Origin of the sequence: Gluconobacter japonicus, assembly GCF_002723975.1 — a bacterium.
Lineage (GTDB): Bacteria > Pseudomonadota > Alphaproteobacteria > Acetobacterales > Acetobacteraceae > Gluconobacter > Gluconobacter japonicus.
This window is the reverse complement of record NZ_BEWO01000001.1, coordinates 112281-137240: the sequence shown is the minus strand read 5'-3', so window position 1 is coordinate 137240 and position 24960 is coordinate 112281. Positions and strand designations below refer to the sequence as shown.

22 protein-coding genes are annotated in these 24960 nt (G+C 57.3%); 12 read left to right on the top strand and 10 right to left on the bottom strand.

Translation table 11 applies throughout. The features are described from left to right. Positions 1 to 199: 199 nt before the first annotated feature. Positions 200 to 991, top strand: a complete 792-nt coding sequence (locus tag GJA01_RS00650; protein WP_062505390.1) for a glycosyltransferase family 2 protein — start codon at positions 200 to 202, stop codon at positions 989 to 991. Positions 992 to 1018: 27 nt separating this feature from the next. On the opposite strand, the gene GJA01_RS00645 is transcribed toward GJA01_RS00650, so the two are convergent. The 4 genes from GJA01_RS00645 to GJA01_RS00630 all read right to left on the bottom strand — a co-directional run bounded on the left by GJA01_RS00645 (position 1019) and on the right by GJA01_RS00630 (position 4056). Then, positions 1019 to 1303, bottom strand: coding sequence for a hypothetical protein (locus GJA01_RS00645; RefSeq protein WP_026017382.1), 285 nt, complete (start codon positions 1301 to 1303; stop codon positions 1019 to 1021). Between the two features lie 132 nt (positions 1304 to 1435). After that, positions 1436 to 2506: a histidinol-phosphate transaminase gene (gene hisC / locus GJA01_RS00640; RefSeq protein WP_062505392.1), complete on the bottom strand. Its 1071-nt coding sequence runs from the start codon at positions 2504 to 2506 to the stop codon at positions 1436 to 1438. Continuing rightward, the gene (locus GJA01_RS00635; protein ID WP_010501114.1) at positions 2503 to 3006 is read right to left on the bottom strand and encodes an ankyrin repeat domain-containing protein; all 504 of its coding nucleotides are present in this window, start codon (positions 3004 to 3006) and stop codon (positions 2503 to 2505) included. Before GJA01_RS00635 ends, hisC begins: the two co-directional genes overlap by 4 nt. Before the next feature lie 36 nt (positions 3007 to 3042). Further along, entirely contained in the window at positions 3043 to 4056 is a 1014-nt protein-coding gene (locus tag GJA01_RS00630) for an MBL fold metallo-hydrolase (protein ID WP_253783430.1), read from the bottom strand. 121 nt (positions 4057 to 4177) lie between these two features. Between GJA01_RS00630 and tkt the strand changes: the two genes are divergently transcribed. The 11 genes from tkt to GJA01_RS00575 all read left to right on the top strand — a co-directional run bounded on the left by tkt (position 4178) and on the right by GJA01_RS00575 (position 16604). After that, on the top strand, positions 4178 to 6235 hold the full coding sequence (gene tkt / locus GJA01_RS00625; protein WP_062505397.1) for a transketolase: 2058 nt from the start codon (positions 4178 to 4180) through the stop codon (positions 6233 to 6235). 11 nt (positions 6236 to 6246) lie between these two features. Beyond that, positions 6247 to 9117 (top strand): bifunctional transaldolase/phosoglucose isomerase, encoded by a 2871-nt coding sequence (locus tag GJA01_RS00620; protein ID WP_062505399.1) that lies wholly within the window; start codon positions 6247 to 6249, stop codon positions 9115 to 9117. A 3-nt stretch (positions 9118 to 9120) separates the two neighbouring features. Then, positions 9121 to 10119: a phosphogluconate dehydrogenase (NAD(+)-dependent, decarboxylating) gene (gene gnd / locus GJA01_RS00615; protein WP_061932568.1), complete on the top strand. Its 999-nt coding sequence runs from the start codon at positions 9121 to 9123 to the stop codon at positions 10117 to 10119. 82 nt (positions 10120 to 10201) lie between these two features. Further along, positions 10202 to 11062, top strand: a complete 861-nt coding sequence (locus GJA01_RS00610) for a Cof-type HAD-IIB family hydrolase (protein WP_062505400.1) — start codon at positions 10202 to 10204, stop codon at positions 11060 to 11062. After that, positions 11059 to 11799 (top strand): 6-phosphogluconolactonase, encoded by a 741-nt coding sequence (gene pgl, locus GJA01_RS00605; protein ID WP_062505402.1) that lies wholly within the window; start codon positions 11059 to 11061, stop codon positions 11797 to 11799. Before GJA01_RS00610 ends, pgl begins: the two co-directional genes overlap by 4 nt. Beyond that, the gene (gene rpiA, locus GJA01_RS00600) at positions 11796 to 12488 is read left to right on the top strand and encodes a ribose-5-phosphate isomerase RpiA (protein ID WP_010501129.1); all 693 of its coding nucleotides are present in this window, start codon (positions 11796 to 11798) and stop codon (positions 12486 to 12488) included. The genes pgl and rpiA overlap by 4 nt, the downstream gene beginning before the upstream one ends. Next, a complete protein-coding gene (locus GJA01_RS00595) occupies positions 12476 to 13027 on the top strand; it encodes a gluconokinase (RefSeq protein ID WP_062505403.1) in 552 nt (183 codons plus the stop codon). The genes rpiA and GJA01_RS00595 overlap by 13 nt, the downstream gene beginning before the upstream one ends. Then, positions 13011 to 13490 carry a YaiI/YqxD family protein gene (locus tag GJA01_RS00590; RefSeq protein ID WP_062024393.1) on the top strand — a complete coding sequence of 160 codons (480 nt, stop codon included), beginning with the start codon at positions 13011 to 13013 and terminating at the stop codon, positions 13488 to 13490. Before GJA01_RS00595 ends, GJA01_RS00590 begins: the two co-directional genes overlap by 17 nt. A gap of 76 nt (positions 13491 to 13566) precedes the next feature. Next, positions 13567 to 14424, top strand: coding sequence for a LysR family transcriptional regulator (locus GJA01_RS00585; protein WP_062505405.1), 858 nt, complete (start codon positions 13567 to 13569; stop codon positions 14422 to 14424). A gap of 153 nt (positions 14425 to 14577) precedes the next feature. Continuing rightward, complete coding sequence (gene aldA / locus GJA01_RS00580; RefSeq protein WP_062505407.1) at positions 14578 to 16020, top strand: aldehyde dehydrogenase; 1443 nt, start codon at positions 14578 to 14580, stop codon at positions 16018 to 16020. 56 nt (positions 16021 to 16076) lie between these two features. Next, positions 16077 to 16604, top strand: coding sequence for a type 1 glutamine amidotransferase domain-containing protein (locus GJA01_RS00575; protein ID WP_062505409.1), 528 nt, complete (start codon positions 16077 to 16079; stop codon positions 16602 to 16604). Positions 16605 to 16613: 9 nt separating this feature from the next. Here the strand turns inward: GJA01_RS00575 and GJA01_RS00570 are convergent, their stop codons facing one another. From GJA01_RS00570 to GJA01_RS00545, 6 genes are all read right to left on the bottom strand, one after another. Beyond that, positions 16614 to 16964 (bottom strand): hypothetical protein, encoded by a 351-nt coding sequence (locus GJA01_RS00570; protein ID WP_253783432.1) that lies wholly within the window; start codon positions 16962 to 16964, stop codon positions 16614 to 16616. A gap of 84 nt (positions 16965 to 17048) precedes the next feature. Continuing rightward, on the bottom strand, positions 17049 to 18386 hold the full coding sequence (locus tag GJA01_RS00565; protein WP_099282249.1) for a retropepsin-like aspartic protease: 1338 nt from the start codon (positions 18384 to 18386) through the stop codon (positions 17049 to 17051). A gap of 254 nt (positions 18387 to 18640) precedes the next feature. Further along, on the bottom strand, positions 18641 to 19753 hold the full coding sequence (locus GJA01_RS00560) for a glycerophosphodiester phosphodiesterase (protein WP_062505412.1): 1113 nt from the start codon (positions 19751 to 19753) through the stop codon (positions 18641 to 18643). A gap of 10 nt (positions 19754 to 19763) precedes the next feature. Further along, positions 19764 to 22142 carry a TonB-dependent receptor gene (locus tag GJA01_RS00555; protein ID WP_062505413.1) on the bottom strand — a complete coding sequence of 793 codons (2379 nt, stop codon included), beginning with the start codon at positions 22140 to 22142 and terminating at the stop codon, positions 19764 to 19766. 98 nt (positions 22143 to 22240) lie between these two features. Continuing rightward, on the bottom strand, positions 22241 to 23683 hold the full coding sequence (locus tag GJA01_RS00550; RefSeq protein ID WP_023944935.1) for an ATP-binding protein: 1443 nt from the start codon (positions 23681 to 23683) through the stop codon (positions 22241 to 22243). 4 nt (positions 23684 to 23687) lie between these two features. Continuing rightward, on the bottom strand, positions 23688 to 24914 hold the full coding sequence (locus GJA01_RS00545; protein ID WP_062505472.1) for a TIGR03862 family flavoprotein: 1227 nt from the start codon (positions 24912 to 24914) through the stop codon (positions 23688 to 23690). Between the last annotated feature and the right edge of the window lie 46 nt (positions 24915 to 24960).

The window sequence follows — 24960 nt, the reverse complement described above, 5'->3', positions numbered from 1 at the left end:
ATTCACGCGCATTTTAGCGAAGTGGAACTGGCCGTTCGTCTAAATGAACCTGAAGCCCTGCGTCAGGAGGCAGTGCTTGCACCATTTCTGTCATGGATAAGTCGGAAGCCCGCTGATTTTCATGCTCCTACACGACGAGCAGCTTCCAAGCGCGGGCCGCGCCGTGGACGGATGGCCTGACGTTTCGTAGTCTTGAGGCATGCGTCCTGGACTTCACATTTTTGCTGACGATGGTCAGCCCGATCAGCGTCCTTTTGATGTCGCGGTGGTCATCCCCAGCCTGCTGAGACCCACCCTGAAAAATGCGTTGGACTCTGTATTTGCCCAGATGGGGCATCTGCGTGTTCAGATCATGATTGGGGTGGATGTCGCTCCTCCAGACGGGGCGCAGGACATGCTGGAGCAAGTCTGTCAGGGTAGGCCGGAAGGATGGACCGTACAGGTTTTATGGCCGGGGTATTCTACATCCGAACGGCATGGTGGTTTCGGGAAGGCGTGGGACGGTGGCGTCTTGCGCAGTGTGCTGAGCCAACTCTCCAATGCACCCCGTATTGCCTATCTGGACGATGATAACTGGTGGGCTCCTGACCATCTTCACTCCCTGCTGGAGGCGATTGAAGGGCATGACTGGGCGTGGTCGGGGCGATGGTTCGTTCATCCTCGAACGCTGAAACCCGTCTGTGAAGACCAATGGGAATCCATTGGGTTGGGTGGCGGTCTGTTTCGTGAGGCGTATGGGGGGTTTGTTGATCCGAACTGTCTGATGATTGATCGAACCCGGGTGCCGGAGGTTCTCGACCTCTGGAATCAGCCTTTGGCTGGGGACCAGACACGGATGACGGCTGATCGAAGTGTTTTCAATTTTCTCAAGTCGCGTTCGGGACGTCCTAGCGGAAGCTATTCGGCGTTTTATGTTCTGACGGAAACGGATGGCATGCACCCGATCCGGCTTCGCTGCATGGGCGAGGCGTGGAACCGGGCGGGTCAGTAATCGACACAAGCCCGGCTCCAATCATCCTCACATGGAGCGGATGGTGTTCCGGCGCGGCGCACGGCGCTGGCGCTGCTGATCCTGCGGCTGCTCGCTCCGATTGGCGTCACGGGTCGCTTTCTCGCGGGCAGCGGCACGGAGTTCTGTTTCCAGTTCCTTGATGCGGCGCTGGACGCTCTCCTTGAGAGCCGGTGAGGTATGGGACTTCATGGACGCAAGCGTCTCCTTGAGGTCCCGAAGCTGCTTTTCCTTTTCGGCCTGATTGCGGCGGATAGGCTGGTTGTCGGACATTTGTCCGTGGAATGCGCGCATGTCTTGGTCTTTCAGCACGAAATGCCAGAAGCCTCCGCATTTGTCAGAAATGCAGAACGGTGCACGAGGGTGCACCGGTTGGCCTCTGGGAGGTCATGATCGTGAGGGCGGATCAGTCCGCCCAGGCTTGGTTCAGGATCGGTTGCTCAGAATGATGGCCCGAAGGGCGTCAATCAGGCGTGTGCAGGCCTCGTCAGTTCCGATCGTGACGCGTAGCCAGTTCTGGATACGCGGGGTTGAAAGATGCCGTACCAGGATCGAGCGCTCGCGCAGGGCGGCGGCGACCGAACCGGCCGGATGCGCCGGATGACGCATGAGAACGAAGTTGGCACAGGATGGCAGGACTTGGAAGCCGAGATTTTCGAGTTCTGGAACAAGGGTTGCGCGGCTGGCCATGACCCTGCGTGTAATGTCCGCGAGCCAGTCCGTATCCCTGATGGCCGCGATCGCACCTTCCTGCGCCGGGCGGGACAGGGGGTATGAGTTGAAGCTGTCCTTAACCCGGATCAGTCCTTCGATCAGTTCCGGGGAGCCGATGGCAAAGCCAACCCGCAGCCCTGCCAGTGCGTAGGATTTGGACAGCGTTTGCACCACCAGAAGGTTGTCATGGCGCTTTGTGAGGGGGATGGCCGACTCGGCGCCGAAATCCACATAGGCTTCGTCGATGATGACGGTTCTGTCCGGGTGGCGCAGGGCCAGTGTTTCGATCTGCTCGAGCGAGAGGGCCAGGCCCGTATTGGCATTGGGATTTGCAACAACTACGCCGCCACATGGGCCGTCATAGGCGTCGATGTTGATCTCATAGTCGTCATTCAGCGGAAACTGTTTGAAAGGCTGTTCGAACAGGCCGCAATAGACGGGGTAAAAGCCGTATGTGACGTCTGAAAAATAGAGAGGCGCGTCGTCGTGGAACAGGGCACGGAAGGCGTGAGCCAGCACTTCGTCTGAGCCGTTGCCCACGAAAACACACTCTGCCGACACATCAAAACGTTCGGCAATGCTTTCGCGCAGGGCCGTTGCTGTCGGGTCCGGATACAGGCGCAGCGTGTCTGTCGCTGAGGCGCGGATCGCCTCCAGCACTTTCGGGCTGGGTCCGTAGGGGGACTCGTTGGTATTGAGTTTGAGCAGATTCGTAAGTTTCGGCTGTTCGCCGGGAACGTAGGGATCAAGATCGTGGACGCGACGGTTCCAGAAACGGCTCATGCGCCTGTTCTTTCAGTGAAAAGACCTGTCAGATTCTGGCGTTCGGCCAGATCACGCGCAGAGACGCCGTCCACATCGCGATGATCGGGGTTGGCGCCCGCGTTGAGAAGAAGGCGCGCCATGTCTTCCCGGCCGAACATGATGGCAAACATGAGCGGGGTACGGCCTGAGAAATTGGCATGATCGACCTGTGCTCCGTGATCGATCAGGATTTTGGCGATGTCCGTCAGCCCCTTGAATGCAACGCCTGAAAGGGCTGTTGCGCCTTTGAGATCGGTGGCTTCTGTATTGGCATTTCGCTGAAGCAGCAGTCGGGCCGCTTCCATATGTCCGTTATAGGTGGACACGATCAGGGCCGTGTAACCGCGGCTGTCAGGCGTGTCGATGGCCATTCCTGCATCAAGGAACTGGGTCAGCAGGTCTGTGTCACCCTCACGGGCGGCGTCAATGAACAGGGCGGTAATCTGTTCGGGAGTGAAGTTGACGGTCTGTGCGTTCATGACGGTTTCCACCAGAGGGGACAATGTGGCCCTAGGTTAGCGGCTTGGTGACGGAAGGGTAAGGGTCTCGCCATTTTCCAGCGCTTTGAAGCGTCTTGGACGATCCTGGGAAGCGATTTCCAGTCGTGCGGCAGGTTCCAGAATGGCTTCATCCGTGAGCTGGAAAGTTCCGAAATGGATAGCGATGGCCTGATCCGGCGTGAGGGTGTCGAATGCCATCACGGCTTCTTCCGGGTTCATATGAACACGGCGCATGAAATTGCGCGGTTCATAGGCGCCGATGGGGAGGATGGCGAGATCCATGGTGTTCCAGCGCCGATGGATGGCGTCGAAATGTCTGCCCCAGGCAGTATCGCCAGCGAAGAAGGCTTTTTTACCTTCGGCTTCGATCATAAAGCCGCCCCAAAGCGCCATGTTCTGGTCGAACGGTGTGCGGGCGCTCCCATGCAGGGCTGGGGTTGCCGTGATTCGCGCACCTTCAGCCTGTGTGCCTTCCCACCAGTCGAGTTCGACGATGCGGGGAAGTCCGGCCTTTTCCAGATGTCTACGATTGCCTGACAGGGAAATGCACACTGCGTCGTTCTTTGCCGCCAGAACCCGCAGGGTTGGCAGATCCATATGATCGTAGTGGCAGTGCGACACCAGGATCATGTCGATGGGTGGAAGGGCTTCCAGAGGAATGCCGGGTGGGCGGACGCGTTTGGGACCGAAACTGCGGAAGGGGGAACAGCGTTCTGAAAACACCGGGTCCGTGATGATGCGTAATGGTTCACGCCCCTGCCGTCCGAACTGAAGCAGAACGGTGGCATGGCCGATGAAGGTTGCGAGGCATTCACCGGGCGCGGGAGCAGTCAGGGTGTGGGGTGTCTGAGGCGGCAGGGCATCGGGCCAGCGGGGACGCAGGCTGAGCTGCCATTTCAGGATATTTCGGAAGCGCTGACCCGGTGTTCGCACGGGGCCAGCGGTGTCTGGACGCCATGAAGGTGGGTTGAAATAGCGTGTTCCGTCGAAGTGTAGCGGGTTGTCGTCGAGCACAAGAGCGTGTTTCACAATATGGTTTACCCATCAAGCATTGCGTCAGACGTGATATCGCGTCATGCCGTGGCTGCAGAAGGTGCGGGGGCATCATTGATCTTTCCCCCGCTCGTCACAAGCCGGAGACCCTATACCGATGAGTACCCTTCCTGAACTCGGTATCAATACCATCCGCACACTTTCCATGGACGGCGTCGAGCGCGCGAATTCCGGTCATCCCGGAACGGCGATGGCTCTCGCTCCTGCAATGTATGCGCTGTGGCAGCATGATCTGAACTACGATCCGGCTGATCCGCTATGGCCAGCCCGTGACCGTTTCGTCCTGTCCGTCGGGCACGCCTCCATGCTGCTATACTCGACGCTGTTCCTGACAGGCGTTCGCGACATTCAGGATGGCAAGGTTGTCGAGAGCCCGGCTCTGACGATCGAGGATCTGAAGCAGTTCCGCCAGTTGAACTCCCGTACGCCGGGCCATCCAGAATATCGTTTCACGTCTGGTGTTGAAACCACAACCGGCCCTCTGGGTCAGGGCTGTGGCAACTCAGTCGGTATGGCGATTGCCGAGAAGTGGCTGGCTGAGACGTATAACCGTCCCGGTTTCAAGCTGTTCGACTATCACGTCACGGTGTTCTGTGGCGATGGCGACATGATGGAAGGCGTGGCTTCGGAAGCAGCTTCCACGGCTGGGCATCTTGGTCTTGGTAACCTGACCTGGGTTTACGATTCCAACCAGATCTCCATTGAAGGTTCGACGGACCTTGCTCTGACGGAAGACGTTGGCAAGCGCTTCGAAGCCTACAAGTGGCACGTTCAGACGCTGACGGACGGCAACGACGTCGATGCGATCCTGAAGGCGCTTCAGGAAGCCAAGAAGGTAACGGACCGTCCAAGCCTGATCGTTCTGAAAACGGTCATCGGGTATGGTGCTCCCAAGAAGGCCGGTACGGCTTCGGCTCATGGTGAACCGCTGGGTGCGGACGAGATCAAGGGCGCGAAGGCCACTTATGGCTGGCCGGAAGGGGCTGGTGACTTCTATGTGCCGGACGGTGTGAAGGAGCACTTCGCAGAAGGTCTTGGCAAGCGCGGTGCGGCTGCCAATGCCCAGTGGCGTGAACTGTTCTCGGCTTACAAGGAAGCGCATCCCAAGGAAGCTGCCGAGCTTGAAGCGATCTTCGAGCACCGTCTGCCAGAAGGCTGGGACAAGGACATCCCGGTTTTCGAAGCTGATGCAAAGGGCGTCGCCTCTCGTGCAAGCTCTGGTCAGGTGCTGAATGCCGTCGCCAAGAACCTGCCTTGGATGATTGGTGGCTCCGCTGACCTGACGCCATCCACGAAGACGGACATCAAGGGTGGTGGATCGTTCCAGCCGCCGCAGTGGGGTGGCACTTATGGTGGCCGCAACCTGCATTTCGGTGTGCGTGAGCACGCGATGGGTTCCATCTGCAACGGTATCGCTCTGTCCGGTATCCGGGCTTATGGCTCCGGCTTCCTGATCTTCTCCGACTACATGAAGGCTCCGATCCGTCTGTCGGCCATCATGGAACTGCCGGTGACGTATATCTTCACGCATGACTCCATTGGCGTCGGTGAAGATGGGCCGACCCATCAGCCGATCGAGCAGCTTGCTCAACTTCGCGCGACCCCGGGCATCATGACGATCCGTCCGTCCGACGCCAACGAGGTTGCAGAAGCCTGGCGCACGCTGATCCCGCTGACGCACAAGCCTGCTGTTCTGGCTCTGAGCCGCCAGAATCTGCCAACAATTGACCGCAGCAAGTACGCAGCGGCTTCCGGTCTGGCCAAGGGTGCATACGTTCTGGCCTCCTGTGACGGTAAGCCGGATGTGATTCTGATGGCGTCGGGTTCTGAAGTATCGCTGGTTGTCGAAGCTTATGAAAAGCTTACGGCAGAAGGTGTGAAGGCTCGCGTGGTATCGTTCCCAAGTTTCGATCTTTTCGAAGAGCAGCCTCAGGAATACCGCGACTCTGTCCTGCCGCCTGACGTGATTGGCCGTGTGGCCGTTGAGCAGGCAGCAGCCTTTGGCTGGGACCGTTACGTCGGTCTCGGCGGTGCGATCATCGCCATGAATACGTTTGGTGCATCGGCTCCGGCCTCTGCACTTCTGACCAAGTTCGGGTTTACGCCGGAAGCAGTCTTTGACGCCGCAAAGCGTCAGGCTGCCCGTAGCAAGTAAGGAGAGAGCCTGTGGCAGACACAATCTCTAATACCGGCCTAGATAAAGTGGGCAGTGTCCTGCGGGATCTGGAAAAGCATGGCCAGTCCCCCTGGCTGGACTTTATCCAGCGCAGCTTTACGGAAGATGGCAGCCTCAAGAAGCTCGTCGAGGAAGACGGGCTTCGCGGGGTGACCTCCAACCCAGCCATTTTCGAGAAGGCCATCGGTAAGGGGACGGAATACGATCCCCAGATCCGCAAGCTTCTCGAAGGGGAAGGTCTCTCTGCTGGAGATCTTTACGAACACCTCGCGATTGATGACATCCGCGCTGCCTGCGGTGTTCTCTATCCGGTGTTCGAAAAGACCAAGGGCCTGGACGGGTACGTCAGCCTCGAAGTCTCTCCGTATCTCGCATTTGACGCGCACGGCACCATCACCGAAGCCCGTCGCCTGTGGAAGGCTGTCGGTCGCAAGAACCTGATGGTCAAGATTCCGGGCACGGCAGAAGGCACGGGTGCGATCCGCGAAGCGATTGCGGACGGCATCAACATCAACGTGACGCTGCTGTTCTCTCTGGAAGCCTACAAGGCCGTTCTGGAAGCGTATATTTCCGGTCTTGAAGCCCGCGCAGCCCGTGGGGAAGACATTTCCCACATCTCCAGCGTGGCCTCCTTCTTCGTCAGCCGTATCGACGCGAAGATTGATGGCGAGATCGACCGCCGTGTTGCCGCTGGCGACAAGGATGCGGAAGCGCTCAAGGCTCTGCGTGGCAAGGTTGCCATTGCGAACGCCAAGATCGCTTACCAATATTATCTGGACGTCAAGAAGAGCCCACGTTGGCAGGCACTCGCTGCCAAGGGTGCCAACCCGCAGCGTCTGCTCTGGGCCAGCACCGGTACAAAAGACAAGGCTTACTCTGACGTCCTGTACGTCGAAGAGCTGATTGGTCCGGAGACGGTCAACACCATTCCACCAGCAACGTTCGATGCCTTCCGTGATCACGGCAAGCTTCGTGAGAGCCTGACGGAAAATGTTGAAGAAGCCCGTCATGTTCTTGCTGAGGCTGAGCGCCTCGGTCTGGATCTGGCCGGTGTTACGGCGAAGCTGGTGAAGGATGGTTGTGCGTCCTTCTCTGAATCCTTCGATACCCTTCTTGGTGCGGTCGCTGAAAAGCGGGAGTCTGTGCTGGGAAAACGGTTGCTCCACGTCACAGCTGACCTTCCCTCTGATATCCGCGACGATGTTGCGGAATCCGAGAAGGCGTGGAGCAAGGAAGGTCTGGTCCGTCGCATCTGGGCGAAGGACGCCTCTGTCTGGACGAATGGCCCGGAAGCCGGCTGGCTGAACTGGCTGACCATCGTTCAGGACCGTCTGTGGCACATTGAAGAGCTGGAACTTCTGGCTCGTGATGTTCGCAGCCGTGGGTTCACTGACATTCTTCTTCTGGGTATGGGCGGTTCGAGCCTTGGTCCGGAAGTACTGGCCGAGACGTTCGGGCAGCAGGAAGGATGGCCAAAGCTGCATGTTCTCGACAGCACGGACCCTCAGCAGGTTCGCACTTACGAGAAGGCAGTCGATCTCAAGAAGACCCTGTTCATCGTGGCCAGCAAATCTGGCGGCACGCTGGAGCCGAACATTCTGTTCGCGCATTTCTGGACGGTTGCCGGTCAGGCTCTGGGCAAGGCTCCGGGCGATAACTTCATCGCCATCACGGACCCTGACTCCCACATGCAGAAGGTCGCCGAAGAAAACGGCTTCTGGCGCATTTTCTACGGTGATCCGAAAATTGGTGGCCGGTTCTCCGTGCTGTCCAACTTCGGTCTGGTGCCTGCCGCTGTCAGCGGTCTGGACGTTCGTAAGTTCCTGACGATCACGAACCTGATGGTCGAGAGCTGTGGTCCAAGTGCGCCGGCACACGTCAATCCGGGTGTGACGCTGGGTCTGATCCTTGGTCATTCGGCCAAGTGCTTTGGCCGTGACAAGGTGACGATCCTGGCCTCCAAGGGCATCGCGTCCTTCGGGGCATGGCTCGAGCAGCTCATTGCCGAAAGTACCGGCAAGAAGGGCACGGGTCTCGTTCCGATCGACGAGGAAGAACTCGGTACGCCTGACGTCTACGGCAAGGACCGTGTTTTCGTGGACCTGCTGCTTGAAGGTGACACGCCTGACAGTCGTCTGGGTGCACTGCGCGAAGCGGGAGCTCCGGTCGTGACGGTCCGTCTGTCGGACAAGAATGAGATTGGTCAGGCTTTCTTTGTCTTTGAATTCGCCACGGCTGTTGCCGGTGCGGTTCTGGGCATTGATCCGTTCGATCAGCCAGATGTCGAGTTCAGCAAGGTGGAAACGCGCAAGCTGACCACAGCCTATGCTGAAACCGGCTCTCTCCCGGCTGAGGCACCGTTTGCCGTTGATGGAAACTTCTCCTTCTACGCGGATGAGAAGAATGCTGCGGCTCTTGGAGCAGGCGATACGGTCTCCATTCTGAAGAAGCACTTTGAGCGTGTTGGACCGGGCGACTATGTGGGCCTTCTGGCTTACATCGAGCGTAACCGGGAGACACGTGATTGGGCGCAGGACGTCCGTATGGATCTGCGGAACGCACTCAAGGTTGCTACGGCAGCCGAGTTTGGTCCCCGGTTCCTTCACTCGACGGGGCAGGCCTACAAGGGTGGACCGGACAGTGGTGTTTTCCTTCAGGTGACTGCGAAGGACGCGGCTGATGTTCCGGTTCCGGGACATGGCTTCAGCTTTGGTGTCGTCAAGGCGGCACAGGCTCGCGGTGATTTTGAGGTTCTTTCAGCCCGTGGGCGTCGTGCCCTGCGGGTGCATATCGATGGATCGCTGGAAGAGGGCCTGAAGACCCTTGCTGCGGCCATTCATAAAGCGATTGCAGGAGCATAAGGCATGCGTATCGGTATCATTGGTCTGGGTCGTATGGGCGGCAATATTGCCGTCCGCCTGACCCGTCATGGACATGATGTTGTTGTGCATGACCGCACGGCGTCCGTTACGGACTCCATCGTGCAGCGTGCCGAAGGTGGACGCGCTACGGGTGTGGACAGTGTCGAGGCCCTTGTGAAGGGCCTCGAAGGGGACACGCATCGTGTCGTCTGGGTCATGCTGCCTGCTGGCAAGATTACCGAAGCCTGCGTGCAACAGCTTGGCACGCTACTGGGCAAGGGTGACGTCATCATCGACGGTGGCAACAGCTACTACAAGGATGACGTCCGACGTGCAGAAGAACTGTCTGCAAAGGGTATTTCCTACGTTGATGTCGGGACGTCCGGCGGCGTGTGGGGCCTCGAACGCGGGTACTGCATGATGTATGGCGGGCCTAAGGAGGCTGCGGATTATATCGATCCAATTCTGGCTGCTCTGGCTCCAGGCAAGGGCGATGTTCCCGTTACGCCGAACCGTGATGCTCCGGGTCTCGATCCGCGGGCTGAGCAGGGCTATCTGCACTGTGGTCCGTCCGGTTCAGGTCACTTTGTGAAAATGATCCACAACGGCATCGAATACGGAATGATGCAGGCCTTCGCGGAAGGTTTTGACATCATGAAGAGCAAGAACTCTCCTGTTCTGGCCGAAGGCGATCGCTTCGATCTGAACATGGCGGATATTGCCGAAGTCTGGCGTCGCGGCAGTGTCGTGTCGTCCTGGCTGCTGGATCTGACGGCAGAAGCCCTCGCCAAGTCGGGTGAACTTTCCGAGTTCTCCGGTGAAGTGGCCGACTCTGGTGAAGGTCGCTGGACGATCGAAGCAGCTATTGAGGAAGACGTGCCGGCGCCTGTCATGACGGCGGCTCTCTTCACCCGTTTCCGTTCGCGGTCGGGCAACAACTTCGCCGAGAAGATCCTCTCAGCACAACGTTTCGGCTTTGGCGGTCACGTCGAGCCGAAATAAGCCCTTCTGACGGATGGGCAAGGGGGAGTGAGCGCAGTATGCTCATTCCCCCATTCAATATGGCCGACCGACAGGGGCTTGCATGTCCATTGATCTCGATACCATTCACGCGGAACTTCCTCCAATGCCGGATACGATCCGGATGGTTGTTTCCGATATGGATGGAACGCTCCTGACACCGGAAAAGACAATCGCTCCCTCTACGATGGCGATGGCAAAGGAGCTGCAGAAGCGCGGTATTCCGCTCTGTCTGGCAAGTGCGCGGCCACCGGCTGCGATGACAAAATACATTTCACAACTCGGCTTGAGCGGTCAAAACGCTGGTTTCAACGGTGGCATTATTTTTGCGCCGGATGGAACACCAACGGTCAGCCGTGTCCTTTCCCGGGATGTTCTCTCCGTGGTGCATGACATGCTGCATGTCCATGGGATCGAGACCTGGCTTTTGCGGCAGTCCTACTGGATGGTCAGTGACGTCGCGACACCGTTTGTGGAGCATGAACGCCGCATTACCGGTTTGACGCCACATCAGGTGCCGGATCTTCGTCATGAATTCGACGGGATCGGCAAAGTCATGGGCGTTAGCAACGACTACGATCTGCTTCAGCGTGTCGAAACGGAACTGGCGGCCATGCTCCGGGGTGAGGCAAGTGTGCGGCGTTCTTCGGAAATGCTGCTCGGCATTACGCCTGCGCTTGCCAACAAGGGCGAAGCCGTGCGTGAACTGGCCCGCGCCCATGGCATGGAGCCGTATGAAGTGGCCTGCCTGGGGGATGCCCATAACGACCTGCCGATGTTCTCCGTCGCAGGGTTGGGTATTGCGATGGGGCAGGCTGAAGAAGACGTAAGAGCCGCTGCCCAGGTTTTTACAGACACCAATGAACGCGATGGCTGGGCCAAAGCTGTCGAGCGTTACATTCTGCCAAGGGTCCGCAACACATGACGAGCGATATCCGTACAGCAACGCTGGAAACACTGCCTGATTCAGAAGCAGTCGCCCTTAGAATGGCGGATCTTCTGGTAGAAGGTGTTCTCGCCAAAACGGACGGAAAATTCCGTGTTGCCCTCTCTGGTGGATCAACGCCCAAGCGCCTGTTTGAACTCCTGGCCGAACCGGAATTTGCAAAGCGTATTCCCTGGGAGCGCGTCGAGATCTTCTACGGAGATGAGCGGCATGTTCCCGAGGGTCACGTGGACAGCAATCATGCGGTTGGACAGTCTGTGCTGATCAGCCACGTGCCGGTTCCGGCAGGCAATGTTCATCCAATGCCGACAGGTTCAACTGTCGAAACCGATGCGAAGGCCTACCAGAAGACGCTTGAGACGGCCTATGGCGCGACCAGACTTGATCCGGCTCGTCCGCTTTTTGATCTCGTGATGCTGGGTCTGGGAACAGATGGTCATACCGCCTCGCTGTTTCCAGGTGAGCCTGTGCTGCAGGAAAAGACGGCATGGGTGGGAACGGCGGCTCCGAAGACTGCACCGCATGAACGCATTACACTGACATATCCGGCGATCGCTTCCAGCGCTCTGGTGGTTTTCCTTGTGACCGGTGCCTCCAAGGTTGAGATGCTGAAGCGTCTGCGGGACGGAGATAAGAGCCTCCCGTCCGCGAATGTGATCAGTGAAGGTCGTATTGTCATTCTGGCTGACCGTGCCGCAACGGGAGACGCGGCATGAGTTCGGATATGGAAATCCACAAGCGTACCGCAGCCCGGCAAGCAGCAGATATGGTCAAAAGCGGGATGGTTGTCGGCCTAGGAACGGGCAGCACTGCGACTTACATGATCGAGCGACTGGGTGAGCGGATCACGGAAGGTCTTCACATTGTGGGGATTCCAACGTCCGAAGACAGTGCCCGCAAGGCGAAGAAAGCCGGTATTCCACTGACGGATTTTGCGGCTCATCGTCGGCTCGATATTGCCATTGATGGGGCGGATGAAGTCCAGCGTGGGCCGTTGCACCTGATCAAAGGCCTTGGCGGAGCACTTCTGCGGGAAAAGATTGTTGCACAGGCCGCGAAGAAATTCGTCGTCATTGTGGATGGCAGCAAGCCGGTTGATCACCTTGGCGAGCGTGCCCCAATTCCCGTGGAAGTGATTTCTTTTGGTTGGGAATGCACGGCAGAACGGTTGTCAGCCTGCGGTGCCAAGGGCGTCAAGCCGCGGACCGACCGTGACGGAAACCTGTTTGTCAGTGACAACGGCAACATGATTCTGGATTGCACGTTCGGTCCGATCGAGGACCCGGAAGAACTGGCGCGCCAGATAGACGCGATCGTAGGCGTGGTGGAACACGGCATGTTCCTGAACATGGCGTCTGAAGTTCTGGTTGCTACAGAACAGGGAGTGGAGCGATGGGAACCATAGGGATTAGGCCCCGATTTCTGGTCGTGATGGGAGTTTCCGGGACCGGCAAGACAACGATTGCCACCGGCCTTGCCACCCGTCTCGGCTGGCATTTTCAAGAAGGGGATGCGCTCCATCCCCAGAGCAATGTTGACAAAATGAGTGCCGGGCAGCCGCTGACGGACGAAGATCGCAAGCCGTGGCTTGAACTGTGTCGTGACTGGTTGAGCAAGGAGATCGACGCAGGGCACGGCGCTGTTCTGACCTGTTCTGCTCTCAAGCGCATTTATCGTGAACAGCTCCGCCGGGACCTCCCCGTCGAGTTTATTCATATCCGTGTTGACCCGAAGGTGCTGGCGGATCGCATGACCCATCGAAAGGGTCACTTCATGCCGGCCAGCCTGCTGCCCAGCCAATTGGCCACATTTGAAGAACCAGGAGAAGATGAGCCGGTTATTCATGTCTGCGGTGAAGATCATCCTGATGTGGTACTGGAAAAACTGATCCAGCAATTTCGTGACGAAGAAAACCAGAAAGAACTTCATGCGGCTGTTGGTTGATGCGGATGCTTGCCCTGTAAAAGATGAAATCTACCGTGTGGCAGGCCGTTATGGCCTCCAGACGCTTGTTGTTGCCAATCGCTGGATCAATATTCCCCAGTCGCCTCTGATCGAGCGCGTTGTGGTGCCGGAAGGTCCCGACGTTGCGGATGACTGGATTGCGGAACAGGCGATGGCGTTCGATATCGTCGTGACCAATGACGTGCCGCTTGCCGTCCGGTGTCTGGATAAGAGCGCGGCAGTTCTTCGACCGAATGGCGAAGAGATTGATGAACGCTCGGTTGGAATGGTCTCGGCTATGCGGGATCTGATGCATGATCTGCGCGAAACCGGCACCGTGAACACCTACAATCCCTCTTTCGGGAAAGCGGATCGAAGCCGGTTTCTTTCCGCTCTCGATACGCTCATCGTGCGACTCCGCAGGAAAGCTGCCCTTTCTAAAGTGATCCCCAGTTCCTCATAAATGATCCACAGGGACGTCCCCGGAGATGTTCCATGAATCTGGGGATAAGAGTCCGTCGCTGAGGAAAAATCCGCCCATGAATCCGTTGCGTCTTGCCCAGCTTGAAATGTTCTGTGCGGTCGTTGAAACGGGGACAGTGGTGGCAGCCTCACGCATGCTGAACTGTGTGGCGTCCAACGTAACAGCGCGCCTGAGGGAACTGGAGCAACTGCTGGGGCAGGACCTGTTTACCCGCGAAAAGAACCGATTGTTTCTGACGCCGGAAGGGCGATTGTTTCATCAGCGGGCGAAGGCGGTCGTGGATCAGGCCCGAGGCTTGACGGACCTGTTTTCCGAGGGATCGCCCAAGGGTGTTTTGACAGTCGGGGCACTGGATGTGGCGCTGAAGACCTATCTGCCGGACCGCGTTCCTAGGTTTCTGGCGTCAGCGCCGGGTGTAGAAATCAGGATGCTGATCCGTCCAACAGATACGCTTGAGCGGATGCTGATGGATGGGGAAATCGATCTGGCTTTGACAGACGGGCCGATCGAACATCCGATGATGAGCAGTGCTTTTGCTTTTTGCGAGCGTCTGGCAATTGTTTTGCCAAAAAATCAGGACATTTTACGCTCTGGTCAGGCGGTTTTCCTGTTCAACACGGACTGTCTGTACCGGCGGTATTTCGAGGCCTGGCTGGAGCAGGGGGGCGTTGGTGGAGGGCTTATTCACACCATTGAATCCTATGATGTCATTCTGGCCTGCGTGGAAGCTGGATTGGGGATTTCCTGCATTCCTCAAAGTGTCCTTTCAACGTTGCAGGCAAAGCGGTGTGAGCAAGTCAACGTGCTGTATCCAGAGGATCTGCAAGGCAGCGATATTTATGCCGTCTGGCGCGAGCCTGGTCTGGGACCGCTTGGTCAGATGTTTGTGAATAGTCTGCAAGCTTTGATATGATGCTTACATAAAGTGAATGATAAGCTGATTTATCATCACTTTTAATAACCAATGCTCTTTGTCAGTCTTCGGTCATGGACTGAACCGGTGGCGGTCTCATGCGTCTGACACAATACAGCGCAAGACGCGTCGCCCTGAATACAGGAGCAGTCAATGGCACCGAAATATGATCTTTTTATCAATAATGAATGGGTCGCTCCGGAAACCGGTGAATGGATTTCCGTCGAGAACCCTGCAACCAAAGAAACGGTAGGGCAGGCTGCCCGGGGTGGAGAAGCAGATCTCGACAGGGCGGTTGCTGCTGCCAAGGCTGCATTTCCTGCTTGGAGCCGCAAGACAGCGACTGAACGTGCGGACTACGTGCACGCTCTTAAGGATCTCGTGAAACGGGACAAAGAGAAGCTGGCTGAAATCATCACATCTGAAATGGGCAAGCCGCTCAAGGAGGCTCGTGTTGAGGTTGATTTTGCGATCGGGCTTTTAAGGTTTGCCGCCGAAAATACGTTGCGGCTTCAGGGCGAAATCATTCCCGGCAGCACGCCGGATGAGAAGATCCTGATTGACCGTGTTCCCTTGGGCGTCATTGGTGCCATCACGGCATGGAATTTCCCGCTGGCGCTTTGTGCGCGCAAGATTGGTCCTGCCATCGCCGCTGGCAACACGATCGTCGTGAAGCCCCACGAGTTGACACCTCTCGCATCACTTCATCTGGCGAAGCTGGTTGAGGAAGCGAAAATTCCCAAGGGCGTGGTGAATATTGTCACGGGCGACGGGCCGGAAGTTGGTGTTCCACTAGTGGCACATCCGGACGTCAAGCTCATTACCATGACGGGTTCTACGCCTGCGGGTAAGAAGATCATGGCAGCGGCGGCGGAGACGCTGAAGGAAGTCCGACTGGAACTGGGCGGTAAGGCCCCTTTCCTCGTCATGGAAGATGCTGATCTGGAAAAAGCGGCCGAGGCCGCCGTGCAGTCCCGTTTCATGAACACGGGGCAGGTCTGCACCTGCAATGAGCGGACTTACATTCATGAAGCGGTCTATGACGAGTTTGTTCAGAAGGTTCGTCAGAAGATCGCTGACCTGAAGGTCGGGCTACCGACAGATCCGGAAACGGATATGGGGCCAAAGGTCAGCGAAGATGAACTGAAGAAAGTTCATGAAATGGTGGAAAAGGCCGTCAGGCAGGGTGCAAAGCTGGAAACCGGCGGCAAGCGTCTGACGGGTGGCGTGTACGACAAAGGCTATTTCTATGCACCGACACTGCTGACGAATGTCTCGCAAGATATGGACATCGTTCATAACGAGGTCTTCGGCCCGGTTATGTCTCTCATCAAGGTGAAGGATTTTGATCAGGCGCTCGCCTGGGCCAATGATTGCCGTTACGGGCTGTCGGCCTATCTTTTCACGAAAGATCTGGGCCGCATTCTGCGCATGACCCGCGAACTGGAGTTCGGTGAGGTCTATGTGAACCGTCCGGGCGGTGAAGCGCCGCAGGGCTTCCACCATGGCTACAAGGAAAGCGGCCTCGGCGGTGAAGACGGACAGCACGGTCTTGAAGCCTATGTGCAGACCAAAACAATTTACCTCAACGTCTGAGGTTCAGCCGGGCAGCCTATGAGTGGCTGCCCTTTCTTCATGAAAGGACCGGAAACATGGTTAAAGTTGCTGCACTGGCCACGGATGGCCTTGAAGAAATCGAACTGACATCCCCGAAGGAAGCTTTGCAAAAAGCAGGTGCGACCGTCACGGTCATTTCCTTGAAAGCGGGTGAATTTCAGGCCGTTAATAAGGATATTTATCCGTCGAACAAAATCCATGCAGATCTGGCCGTTGCAGATGCGAGGGCTTCGGATTTCGATGCCCTTCTACTTCCGGGCGGCCTGGCGTCTCCGGATGCCCTGCGCATGAACAAAGATGTTGTGGCGTTTGTGAAGGAGTTCGTAAAAGCCAATAAGCCGATTGCTGCGATCTGCCATGGCGCGCAGACGCTGATTGAAGTTAATGAACTGCGCGGTCGAACCGTGACGTCATGGCCGGCGATCAAAACCGATTTTCAGAATGCTGGCGCGGACTGGGTGGACACGGAAGTCGTGACAGACGGACCCTATGTATTCTCCCGTTGCCCGGATGACCTCCCTGCCTTCAACAAGGCAATCATCGAGCATTTTAAACTCAGCTAGAGACTGAAGCTACCAGGGTTGGACGAAAGAATCATGAATGGTGTGATCGTCCAACCTGCGTGTTGATGTAATTTGCCAATGATCCTTCACAAACCGAGACTTCAGGCGACTTCCCTTGAGCGACTGCCGTAACGCCTGTCTGGCTGTCAGGGTGCCTGATAGAGCTGGCGCCTTCAGTCTCTCAAGAGAGGCGAGATCTACCTGAATAAAACATCCCGTTTTGTGAGCCAGATCCTGCAGGCGCTCGTCCATGCGCTGAACGGGGAGCGACATGGGAAGGGCATCTCTCGTGCAGGCTGCGGATGCAACGGTTGGACAGGCAAGGATCAGGACGAAAAAAGCAAGAATTCGATAAGCCATGCTGCTTCCTTCAGAGAAACTGTTTCTGGAGAAGTAGCGGAAAGAAAGCCGATCATGGGCGGCTTTCATCATTCCAGACATGTTTTAATTGAAACAGGCCTTGTGTTCTGGCCAATCGAATTGAAGCGATCCGTATTTGAGTAGGCCGTAAGTGAGGGCAGGGGGAATGCTACCTGTGGCGCCAAGAGTGTATCGGGCCTGATCGATAATGGAGACAGAACCTATCGAAAAGGTTGTCGGAACTGTCACCATCTGGCTGGACTGACGCCCGGCAGCGCTGTCGTAAAACTCACGGCTGACTGCATTGGACGCGTCAGTGGGCAAATGTGATGTCCGGATATGCAGAACCGTTTCGTTGTTATCCCCAGTATCGACCATGGCCCATTCAGACCGTGTTCCCCGCTGAAGAGGGAGAAGCCACTGGCTTGCATATCCTGCTCTTATGGAGGCCGTCACAAGATCGGTCGTGCACTGGAATGGCGCATGCAGGCCATAGGTCATGGCGTCGCGCGTTATGGTGACGTGTCGAAGCTGGCTTAGTTGTTGCAGGCCAATAACGACTTCGTTGTCTTGGGAGATAGCGAAAAGCTGGTTCAGGAAAACGGTTTTGCCAATGACAAGTGAAGGCACAACAACGAAGTTTCCGGAGTATCGGGGGCTTGACCCGTCCGATATGGCATCGGAGTGACCGATGATCCGTAGTTTATGTGCACGAGCAAATTTTTCCGGGAGAAGACCTGTCAGTGTACCGGTGCCAATCAGCGCCGGAACAGTCTCTCCATCTAGGGTGACATTTGTAGACGCTGCTTTGACACCCTGCTGAGTGAAACTGGAACGGGCTGTATTGAAATTGACCGTATCCAGAAATGGCAACCGTACAACCTGGTTTGGAATGCTCTCAGCAGAGACGCTGAGTGTCATGGGTTGTGCATTGCTGAACTCAAGGATGGGCATATGGTAATATGCACGGAGAGGCTTGAAATACTGACGTTCGATCTGTTCCTGTGAAAGTGCCCATGCGCGGATGTGGCCCTGCAAAAGCAGGTTTCCGCTCAGAGTCTGCTCAATCATGAAATCGAGCGGATTAACGGTTTTCTCCGGGTCACCAATCGGTCCCAGTTTGCTGGCCATGGTCTTCAGAATCAGATTGCTGGTGTCATAATCCCCGTGCAGGCGGGCAATAGCACTCAGGCAGAAGCCCAGCATAGTCTTATGGGAGAATGTTGGCTCTCTCTGGATCAGATGTGCCAGTTCAGTCTGGATAAACTGGAGGCGGGTTTCATCCCCGTGAGCCAGTGCTTCGAAAATTCCGTAATTGTCTTCGACGTGAAGAGTCGGGGGTGCACCTGGCACCTGTTCAACCATATCTGCTGTAAAGGCATCTATAGACGCGGCACGGGCGGCGGGCGTTATTCCAAGCATTATCGCAGTGATAAAGGCCGATATTGCGGAAACTCGTCCTCGCAGCCTTATGGCTGTACGGCTGGAAAGGATTGCACCATTCAAAGGCTTAAAATGAAATAATTTCATACAAAAAGACATAAACTGACAAAATTGAAACGTCATCCGTCTTTGTCGACAGGATCTGGGTCAGAATAAAAAAAAGCGGTGTCTGATCTGCCGGCTGGTGAGGGGCTGATCGGACACCGCTTGTTCAGGGCGCGGAAAAGAGTGGGTTAAAAGGTCATATCAACAACCTGGCGGCCCAGTGCCGGATCGTCCGTGAAGAAGCCGTCGATGCCCATGTCCAGATACCGGCGGACTTCTGCAATCATACCGGCTGGATTACGGGCTGCCGGGCCCGCATCACTGCGCAGCTGGGCTGGAAGAAAATAGTTTTCCGGACGGGCCGTGTAGGAATGAACGAGCAGTCCAGCCCGGTGAGCGTCATCAACGAGCGTACTGGGTTCGAGCCATGCCCCCTTGGTGTCGCGCGGGATCAGATCCGTGTTGGATGGGCCGATGACGTCTGCGTAACGGCGGACGTCTTTAAGTCCAGCCGGTGTCATCAGATCACCAAAAGTGGTTGTTTTACCTGCTGCGGCGAGATCGGGCGGAGTTTGTTTGCGCTCACCCATCAGAAGCATCAGGCGGGTCTGAGGGTTGATCGCGAGGGCCTGATCGCGGATGCGGGCAAGATTGGCCGTCTCAAAGGACTGAATTTCGAGCGGTGCCTGACGGGTGTATTCGTGCGCCGCAATGGTCTTCAGGAAGATCGCTTCAGGGTCGTGGCCCAGACTGTGGAAATGCGTGGAGTGCTTGAGTTCCGGGATCAGACCGAAGGTCTTTCCGGTAGCCGCAGCCTGTGCAGCGACAATCTCAATGACTTCCTCAAAAGTCGGGATTTCGAAGCGGTCGTTGTAGCGGGTGTTATGGACGCGCAGGGTGGCCAGACGCTCACGGGCACGCAGGGTCTTGAGTTCTGCGAGAGTGAAATCCGTGGTGAACCAGCCGGTCTGCTTCTGGCCGTCGATGGTAACGGTCTTCTTGCGGTCGGCGAATTCCGGATGATCCGCCACATCCGTGGTATCGGCAATGTTGCTTTCATGGCGGACGACCAGATGGCCGTCCTTAGTCATGACCAGATCGGGTTCGATGAAATCGGCGCCGTCCAGCATGGCCTTGGCATAAGCACCAAGAGTGTGTTCAGGACGAAGGGCGGACGCGCCACGATGGGCAAACACCAATGGCTTTGGAGCCAGGGAAGGAGCCGCCTTTGCGGAGCGGCTCAGGTGAAGGGCAGGGAGAGCTGCGGAAAGCAGGCCCAGAGTGCGGCGGCGCGTCAGCATGGAGCAGTCCTTACAGCGTGGCGTTCAGAGTCAGGAAGAAGCTGCGCGGGGCAACCGGGAAGGCACTGAACTGACCGGAGGTCTGGGTCGCGTTGATGGTAGACCACGCGCGGGTGTTGGTCAGGTTGGTGATGTTACCCTGAACGCGCAGAGCTGCAATGTGCGGAATGCCATGGAACGTGTAGCCAGCGTTCATGTCAAACTGCGCGAAAGGAGCAGCGTACATGTCGTTCGTGTAGGTCGCGTAGCGCTTGCCGGTCACGACGCCGATGAACTGGCCGTAAGCGTTGCCCCAGTTGGTGCTGAACACGAACTTCTCGGACCATGCCGGCATGCCGACCACGTTCTTGCCAGCCGTGCGGATTGTCGTCGTGCCGGTCTTGTAGTCGTCGTTATAGGTGGACTTGTTGTAGGACAGGCCGTTGTAGAGCGAGAAATGGTCGCCGAAGTGGGATGTGAAGGAGAAGTCCATACCATCGGTCGTGACGGAGCCGACGTTTGCCAGTGTGGTGGCGGAACCAATGATGGAGGACAGGGTCTGGGTGGTGGCGACGGCCAGCAGACGGTTCGAGAAGTGAACGTGGTAGTAGGAAACCTGGCCTTCGATGGACGTTAGCGGGCCAAGATGAATCTGGCGGTGTTCACGCAGACCGGTTTCGTAAGTCCATGAGGTTTCCGGCTTGCCGTTCTTTTTGAAGTCCTCGAAAGCAGCCTGGCTGGTAGCACCCCAGGGGGTGGCGTTGCCGTAACCTGCGTCCTGGAAGGAGCGCATGTTCTCCTGAATATTGGCGAACCACTGCTCGTTCGGCGTAATGTTCCAGACGGCACCGAAGGACGGCAGGAACGGGCGCTCGGCTGCAATCGTGCCACCCGGAGCAGTGACGGCATAGGACGGAGACAGGGAGCCGGCTTTTGCAGCAACAGGCAGAGTGCCGTTTGTGTAGACCAGTTCGGATTTGAAGCCGGCAGCAAGCGAGAAGTTCTTGGAAATCTGCCAGTTGTCCTGAAGATGCGTCACGAACGTATTGGTATAGAAATTGTTCGTGTACTGGTCGATCAGGGCGTTCTGCTGACGTTCATACGGTGTGGTTGGGTTGTTGGCGTCCAGCGGATACCAGCGACGGGCCTGCGTGTTGTTGTTGCGCTCATACCATCCGCCCACTTCGATGGAATGCTTGCCGAGGTGGTAGCGCAGCGTGGAGATCAGGCCGCCACGATTGTCCCAGTATTCCGTTGTACGGGTTGCGTAGCCAGAGCCACCGAAAACAGAGCTGAGATCCTGACCAGGGAAATAGGCTGCGAATAGCGTCGGCAGGCCCGCTGCGGTGATCGGACCTGCGACGACGCCTTCGCCCAGATCATGATGATAATAAATCGAGTTGTCCCAGTGCAGGTTGGCATTGAAATCATGCGTCCACTTGGCATAGGCGAGGAAATCCTCGCGCTGGGCAGCGGAGTAGTAGTTACGATAGTTCAGGCCCGCATTCTTGTACGCTGCCGAGTTGATATAGGATTTTGCGTAATTGAAGTTGGGATATGTGAACGGACGCACATATGTGCCGTAACCCTGCGGCAGGGTCACGCTGTCTTCGTTCGGCTCAACCTTCTGGGACCAGTCGAAGAATGCGGAGAAATGATCATGCGCGCCGTGGTGAACGAACTTGGCATTGACCTGATAGCCGCCCTGATGACCGGCAAAGTCCCACGCGCGGGCATCCTGACGGGCGAAGGAAACGTAAGCTGAGTTGCCGTTGCCAAACTCACCCGTATCGAGACGCGCGAATGTGCGGAATGTGGACCAGCTTCCGAAAACCTGTTCGATCTGGGCACCGCGCTTGTGAAGCGGGTCCTGCGTCGTGAATTCCATGGTGCCGCCGAGGTTCGACGTCGAGGCTGTGCCAAGACCACCGGCACCTGTGGCGATAGAGGCCGATCCGATGTTTTCGCTAATGGAGGCGCGCTGCGGAGACAGGCCGTTGTAGTTGCCGTAAGCCTGATCGCCGAGCGGGATACCATCCAGCGTGTAACCAAGCTGTTCCTTGGCAAAACCATGCACGTAAAGGGAAGAGTTCTGCTCGTTGTTGCCCCATGGGTCAGCGTTGTTGAACACAACACCTGGCAGGATCTGGAGGGCCTTGATGGGGTTAATACCTGGCAGGATGCGCTGCATCTGAACGCGTCCCAGTGTTTGCTCGGAACGGGTGCGCTTGGCGGTGATGACAAGCTGTTCGGAACCGCCCGCTACGTCTGCGGCTTTATGGGATGCTGCATGCTTCCGGCCTGTTTTGGCCGCATCAGCGGCATGAGCGGACGGCAGCGCCATGCAGACGGCCAGTGGCGAACAGAACAGAAAGAGCAACCCTTTGTTGCGCTTGGACTTTGAAAGCATGGAGGTTTTCCCGTAACGAGCCAGAATCGAAACGGGCGGAACCTAAGCGCAATACTTCGAGATGTGTGTGAACCTCATGTGAAGGTGGCGTGACAGTTTTATGACGCCGTTTGCCAGCCTAGGCCTACGATTGCGACGCGACGTCCAAACGGGGTTTCCTGCAATACTATGACTTCTCTTTCTTCAAGATAAGCGAGCTGACGGCGGGCACGCCCCAGAGAATGGGTGCCATAGGCACGGGCCAGAGCATCATCGTCCGGGCAGGTTTCCGAATCGAGCGCGGTGCGGGCCAACAACAGGAAGACACCCTGAACATCTTCAGGAAGCGTTGCCGCAATAGCTTCGGCTTTCTGCCAGTCTTCGCTTTCTGCTCTTTCCTGATCCAGACCTGCGCGGATGGTGGCAAGGATACGCTGGAAGCGTCCGAGATCCAGAATGTTGCGTGACAGGCCTTGAATACGGGCGCGCAACTGGAAGTCCTGATACAATGTAGCAAGCGGCTTGTAGTCTGCGCCGTCTTCAGATGCGACGCCAGAAACCATATCCCAGAGCTGTGTGGCATCAACCTCCGTGAGGTCCGCTGTGGCTGCAGGCTCTTCAGCTTCGCGAGTTGCACCATAGGCATCAAGTTGCGCAAGCAGATCAGGTGGTGGCGGGCGCGTCTCCCGACGAGGGCGGGGTGAGAACTCATGAACGGGTTCGAGAATGATGTCCCGCAGATCTTCGGCCACGACGGGTTCCAGAGGAACCAGTACTGGGCCGGTATTATGGCTGGCTGTTTCTACCGGGCCAATGGTTAGAAGTTTTGGCCGACGCGACAGTGCCGGACCAAGAGCCATGAACTGTCCGCGCGCTAGATCCCTGAAAGACTCTGCAGCGCGACGTTCCATTCCCAGAAGATCAGCGGCGCGGGCCATATCGATATCCAGGAAGGTCCGGCCCATCAGAAAGTTTGATGCTTCGGCTGCAACGTTCTTGGCCAGCTTGGCGAGACGCTGGGTAGCGATGACGCCGGCCAGACCGCGTTTACGGCCACGGCACATGAGGTTTGTCATGGCCCCCAGCGAGAGACGGCGAGCCTCATCGGAAGTGTCACCCCCGGCGACAGGTGCGAAAAGCTGGGCTTCATCCACGACAACGAGGGCCGGATACCAGTGCGCACGCGGCGCCTCGAACATACCGTTGAGGAACGCTCCGGCCGCACGAAGCTGCATCTCGGCTTCTACCTGCTCCAGATTGAGGACAACCGATGCACGATGGGCTCTGACGCGTTCACCCGCAGCACGGAGGCTGGCTTCGGACTGGTCTTCAACGTCGATCACCAGATGGCCATAGCGCTCCGCCAGAGTGACGAAGTCGCCTTCCGGGTCGATCATGATCTGCTGGACGAGTGTTGCGGTCTGTTCCAGCAGGCGGCGTAGAAGATGGGATTTGCCCGAGCCGGAGTTGCCCTGAACCAGCAGGCGCGTAGCCAGCAGTTCCGGCAAATCAATGCAGGTGTCTGAGCCGTCGCGGCCCTGTCCGAGAACGATGGATGTCATGGGCTCACGCGATACCCGAAACTGACGATTCTAGCCACCCAAGGACGCCCTTTGCAGCGGCAAGACCGGTGGAAAAACATCCCTGCAGGAGATAGCCTCCGGTCGGCGCCTCCCAGTCCAGCATTTCTCCGGCAGCGAAAACGCCGGGTCTGGAGCGGATCATGAAATGCTCGTCCAGCGCATCCTGCCGTAATCCGCCCGCTGTAGAGATGGCGCGATCCAGCGTATCTGTTCCGGTCAGAGTGATTGGAAGCGCCTTGAGGGTGTGCGTCAGTTGATGCGGCGTGGCGTCTTTGGGGGTTGCATCGCGCAGGAGTTCGCGGGCTGTGCTGTCCAGCGCGAATGCCTTTCGCAGACGGTTGGAGAGGCTTTCCCGTGGGCGCTGGGCCTGCAGTCGTTTCAGGGCTGCGTCTTCAGGGAGGGTGGGGCGCAGGTCCAGTAGAATGGTCGCGCTGCCGTCTCTGGCGATCGCTTCCCGCAGGCGTGCTGAGAGTGCGTAGAGGGCAGACCCTTCCAGGCCACGCGCAGTAATTGTCAGGTCTCCGCGGGTTTTCTCGTTCTCGAAGGACAAGCCGACTGAATGAAGGATGTTGCCTTCGTGCCTGTGCAAAAAGTCCTGTGACCAGTCGGGCGTAAATCCGCAGTTGGCGGGGGCGAAGGGGGCTGTTTCGGCGGCAAACAGATCAGCCCATTCTCCGTCTGATCCCAAACGGGACCAGCTTGCGCCACCCATAGCCAAAAGAACGGCATCGGGGGTGAAGGCGACAGTACTTTCTGGAATTTCAAAGCGGATGTGTTTGCTATCCCCCCATCCCGTAAAGCGATGGCGGGTCCTGATGGTGACGCCCTGTTTTGCGAGACGCGCCAGCCATGCGCGCAGGAGCGGGGAGGCTTTCATGCTTCTGGGAAAGACACGGCCGGAACTGCCGCTGAAACAAGGCTGTCCTAGCCCGTCTGCCCATTCGCGCAATTGGTCCGGCGGGAAATCGTGTATCGCAGGAAACAGCCAGCTCTGTGCCGCGCCATAGCGCGTTAGAAAGTGATCCAGGGGTTCGGAATGGGTCAGATTCAGGCCACTTCTGCCCGCCATAAGTAGTTTCCGCCCCACGCTTGGCATCTGTTCGAAGACATCGACCCGGCATCCGTGAGCTGAAAGGTATTCGGCAGCGAACAGTCCGGCAGGACCTGCGCCAATGATGGCAACGGAAGGGGGGATAGGGAAGCGGCTCATGGCTGTCTGATTGCCATGAGCCGGATCGTTTGTCAGGCATTTACGC